Raw genomic sequence first — 1,439 nt, forward strand, 5'->3', positions numbered from 1 at the left:
ATACGCTATTCAAATTGGCGCAGATGTTTATGTTTAAGAGAAAAATCAAGCATCTCTTGAGTTTCTTTTATTCCGCCGATTATAGAACCGTAAACCTTTCTTCCCGCCGAAAAAATCAATCTCGTAAAATCTATAGTTTGTTTCGCGTCCGTTGGAGGAAGCCCCACTATAGCCATCTCGCCTCCGTATTTCAATAAATCAATATAATCGTTTACATTATAACCAGTAGGAATTGTGGAAACTATAAAATCGAAACGAATTTTTACATCTTTTGTCGAAGAAAATAAATCTTTAGCTCCCATTTCCAAAGCTTCTTTTTTCTTATTTTCATTTCGAGCGAACACATAAACATCTGCGCCCATTTGAATAGCGTATTTTACAGCCATAGAACCGAGTCCTCCGAAACCAGCCACTCCCACTATATCGCCTTTTTTAATTCCCGTAAATTTTAGCGGAGAGTAAGTCGTAATTCCCGCGCAAAGCAACGGAGCGACTTTTTCAAGCGGAGCGTCTTTCGGAACGGTTACCGCAAATTTTTCGCTCACTACTATATTGTTGGAATATCCGCCGTAAGTTACTTCATCGTTATGAAAGTAATCTTTATCGTTATAAGTCGACACAAATCCTCTTTCGCAAAAATGTTCATGGCTTATTTTACAAGGCTCGCATTCGCCGCAGCTATTAACCATACAGCCGACTCCCGCATAATCGCCCACTTTGAATTTTGTCACTTTGCTTCCAACAGCCACGACTTGCCCAGCTATTTCATGACCTGGAACCATAGGATAAATTCCATCTCTCCATTCGCTTCTTGCAGCGTGTATATCGCTATGGCATATTCCAGCGTAAAGGATTTCGATTAAAATGTCGTTTTCTCCCATAGAATGACGAGAGAATTCAAAAGGCTTAAAATTATCGCTTTTGCTACCAACCGCATAACCTTTTGCAGTTATTCTTTTTCCCTCTTTGGCTTCGTTTAAATTGTTTTCTAATAACATCTTTTTTCTCCTTTGCCATTTGGCATTAATTTAATTTTTTTATTTTGTATTACTATTATAACATTGGAGCTAACTCCAGAGTCAATATGTAAAAATTAATTTTTATTATTTTTAATTCTATTTAATTTCATTCAATAAACGATTTAAATTTTAATATATTTAATATTTTGCGGCAAATACTTTTTTGTTATATCTGTCTATGCTTTAAAAGTATGATTAAAAAATTTATTTTTAATATAATTTAATAGGAATTAAATTAAGGTTGTCCCGCAGAATTACGAGACAACCTTTCTAAACTTAAGGATTAAACATGAAAAAATTTTAAACTTTTATTATCTATTTATCATCAATTTAAAGTCTTCATATCTATCACATATCTAAACTTAACTTTTCCGTCTATCACATTTCTGTAGGCTTCTTCTACCGCTCGAGGCTCGGCAT

The 1,439-nt window shown here is 34.5% G+C and carries 1 protein-coding gene; it reads right to left on the reverse strand.

Annotation, left to right across the window (positions count from 1 at the left end; genetic code table 11):
- Positions 1-5 precede the first annotated feature (5 nt).
- Positions 6-998, reverse strand: a complete 993-nt coding sequence (locus EZH24_RS11810; protein WP_137999278.1) for an NAD(P)-dependent alcohol dehydrogenase — start codon at positions 996-998, stop codon at positions 6-8.
- Positions 999-1,439 lie beyond the last annotated feature (441 nt).

It is taken from the genome of Brachyspira catarrhinii, assembly GCF_005518285.1.
In the GTDB taxonomy this organism is placed as follows: domain Bacteria; phylum Spirochaetota; class Brachyspiria; order Brachyspirales; family Brachyspiraceae; genus Brachyspira; species Brachyspira catarrhinii.